Origin of the sequence: Citrobacter sp. Cpo037 (genome assembly GCF_030332945.1) — a bacterium.
Lineage (GTDB): Bacteria > Pseudomonadota > Gammaproteobacteria > Enterobacterales > Enterobacteriaceae > Citrobacter > Citrobacter portucalensis.
The window spans coordinates 1-3,048 of sequence record NZ_JAOWGW010000024.1; the positions used below are offsets into that span (position 1 = coordinate 1).

4 protein-coding genes are annotated in these 3,048 nt (G+C 47.1%); all 4 read right to left on the reverse strand.

Annotated elements, in window-relative coordinates; all coding sequences use genetic code 11:
- Positions 1–32: 32 nt before the first annotated feature.
- Positions 33–587, reverse strand: coding sequence for a tail fiber assembly protein (locus tag OGX94_RS01635; protein ID WP_268056569.1), 555 nt, complete (start codon positions 585–587; stop codon positions 33–35).
- The gene (locus OGX94_RS01640) at positions 587–1,501 is read right to left on the reverse strand and encodes a hypothetical protein (protein ID WP_268056568.1); all 915 of its coding nucleotides are present in this window, start codon (positions 1,499–1,501) and stop codon (positions 587–589) included. Before OGX94_RS01640 ends, OGX94_RS01635 begins: the two co-directional genes overlap by 1 nt.
- 27 nt (positions 1,502–1,528) lie before the next feature.
- Positions 1,529–2,059, reverse strand: a complete 531-nt coding sequence (locus tag OGX94_RS01645) for a tail fiber assembly protein (protein ID WP_268056567.1) — start codon at positions 2,057–2,059, stop codon at positions 1,529–1,531.
- A gap of 3 nt (positions 2,060–2,062) precedes the next feature.
- The coding region (locus OGX94_RS01650; protein ID WP_286568547.1) for a phage tail fiber protein at positions 2,063–3,048 on the reverse strand (986 nt) is incomplete at its 5' end.

Consider the following 3,048-nt stretch of genomic DNA (forward strand, 5'->3'; position numbering starts at 1 on the left):
GCGCGATTTATGGTTTCTACTAAACCAACGTTTTAGCTCCCTGGAGGCGTAGGCCATTCAGGTTTTGAGGTATCGATCCGATTCACCATGACGCTGTAGCGTTCCCATGCTTCCAGTGCTGTAATCTCATCACCAGTGGCAATCCCCAGTTTTACAGCCCGTTCAAGTGGAGCAATCGCAGCATTGGCTTCATCCAGCAGTCGGGATTTTTTACTTTTAGCAATAGCAATGTAATTAGTAGGGATTTTCTCGATTTTTCCATCAACATATCGCCATGAACCATCGCCTGAACAATCATCAGGACATAACGCCGCATCCAGTTCAGCAACGGACATATTTACAGGCCATAGCATTGACACTGCAAAAGTGTGATTCCGCTGCGGCACGGGCTTATTAACAACCCCCCAGATAATTCCAGATGCGTCATACATGATTTTGGCCGTATCATCTGAATAAAGTGCCTGGCACTCATACCAGTCCAGCCCGTCCTCAGATTCCAGGAACAGGCTACCAATATTTATTTCACCCGGTGTTTTCTCACGGTTGCCCGGTGTATCCACAAGCCTGAAGTTTTTAATATTTTGCATTATGCCGTTCCCCCAATAACGGTGTACCACTGGTTACCCATTCTTTTCTGGAGAGGCGCGTAAGTCACCCCGTCAATGTTTGCCCCCTGTAAATCTTTAAATACTGATGTGATGACATAGCCCGGCGAGTTAGGCCAGTTTCCCTCTACGTTCCAGGTAGCGACTCGCGTTCCCGCCCCTAACTGAACATCACCAATATAACGGGCGTCACATTCTGCTTTAGTGTAGGCATCAATATCACCGGGGCTGGGTTTAGATGCAGGGCTGTAAGATGATTTCCATGGATGCCAGTTACCCCACCATTGTCTTGTAGCAAAATCTCCGGCATCACTGATGTAGACCTGTGTGATGGCATTGCCAGCCGGAATAACAAGTAAAGAGCCATATCCATAGCAGCGTGAACCATCGTTACGCAAAGGCATACCTGCGACTGTCTCAGCATTATCAATACTTACCCAATAAAACCCCGCAATTGTAAACCCCTCAAAACTGCCTCCATCCCTTATCCCACCCTGTACACCTGCTGGCAGAGCACCTATATCCTGCGGGGTAGGTTTATTTCCAGTATGGTAAAACTCAAACCAGTTATTCCAGTTGTTATTGTCGCCGTTTTTGGTCCTGAAACTGATTTTGTTAGCGGTATAACTTGCTGCAATTTGTGTTCGATACTCACCAGAAAGCCCGGAATAATCCAGAACTGACGCCTCATATCCGGGGGAATTTCTGGCAGTTGAATAAACAAAGCTCACTGCGTTAGCTGGCAAGCTGTTTGAGTCATTTGTATAAGCCCATTCTGCATTCGATGCTGCGACTGAACGGGTTGCAATTGCGCTACCAGTCGTCAACAGATGCCCAGGAGTAACATCATCACGCGATGTCTGAATATCTGTTTCCTGAACTGCGCTATCTGCCAAATTTATCGTGTCTACTAAACCAACGTTTTAACTACCTGGAGGCGTAGGCCATTCAGGTTTTGAGGTATCTATCCGATTCACCATGACGCTATAGCGCTCCCAGACTTCAAGCGAGGCGATTTCTTCACTGGTAGCAATACCCAGCTTTACCGCCCGTTCAAGCGGAGCAATTGCCGCCATAGCCTCTGCCAGCAGGCTGGATTTTTTTCTTTCGGCCTGCTCTACTAACTCTGCCTTCGTATAAACACGAGGAGATATTTTTCCATGCCGATACTGCCAGCCGCCATCGATCCAAACGTCATCGAATGACGTGCTGTATTCCACCTCTACAACACTTCTGTCGACGGGCCAAAGCGTCGTTATGTCGCGGGAAAAGGAGCGTATAATTCCCTCGTCATCAATGACAAGTTTCATTGTATCTGTGGAAAATTTCTTCTGTGCTTCATACCAGTCCGTTCCATCTTCTGACCGCAAAAACATTACGTTGTGCTTTTCTGCTAATTCAGCCTGTTCACTTTCAACAGGATGATAGCGAGTAAATCTTTTAAAAAGCTGCATTATTTATACCCGTCCAATTGTGAGCCAGTTACCGTTGATATTTTGCTGAATCCAGGTGTAATAGAACCCCTCGTTGTTGTCCCATTCCCCATTGACCTGAGAGCCAATTAGCACACCTCCGGCTGGCACCAGGCGCTGACCTGAATTTTTCTCTGCATCAATATAACCCACACCTGATTGTCGGATATTCTGGACAAAGTTTTGCGATACCCATGCCTGTGTTGCGTAGTTATCTTTTAGCTGATAACGAGCATCAAAATTACCGTAGTTGAATGGTGTAACTTGTCCATTTACTGCAAAAGTAATGCTTCCATCTGTATTTCTCTGGCTATAAAAATGCCACCCGGAATCGTCCCTCATCTCTATAACGACAGGGCGCTCGGCATTTCCCCATAGATTAAAATCGGCATTTTTAGCAGCGGTATTTACACTTGATAGAGCAAATTTCTTACTGCTTCCTGCTTGTACAATACCAGTAGCACCCAGGTTGCCACTGACAGTGCCGCCAGTTATCGGCAGCGCCCCGACATCTTCAGATGTTGGCTTGTTTGCTGTACTAAAATCACGCCTCCAGCCTGGTGAATAGTCATCACCATGATTGGTGTAGGTAAACTGAGTGCTGAGTGTCCCTGCACCCGCCGTGGCTGTAGTGACACGAATAGTCATTGCACCACGAACGCCCATCACCTCCACGACCGCACCGGCTAGCTGGATATTCCCGCACCCAGTATCAGTAATTATCCTGTTATTAGCGTATGACCATGAGCCTTTGCACATCCAGTATGGATGATTAAATGCCCCCTGATTTTCAAGCCAGCTGATCAAATCAGGTGTCCACCATTCACCACCCCCACCAATGTTTATTCCACCATTGAAAGCCCTCGCAGCACCGATATTACGTACAAACCAATCCGGTTGTGGCACATCCGCGCCGTTCTGGTCTTTTTGCAGTGATCCAGCCGCACGATTTATCGTTTCTACCAAACCAA

What these genes read in the sequence shown, in the direction of transcription:
- OGX94_RS01635 (WP_268056569.1), bottom strand. Translation starts at nt 587, where the DNA reads ATGCAAAATATTAAAAACTTCAGGCTTGTGGATACACCGGGCAACCGT.
- OGX94_RS01645 (WP_268056567.1), bottom strand. Translation starts at nt 2,059, where the DNA reads ATGCAGCTTTTTAAAAGATTTACTCGCTATCATCCTGTTGAAAGTGAA.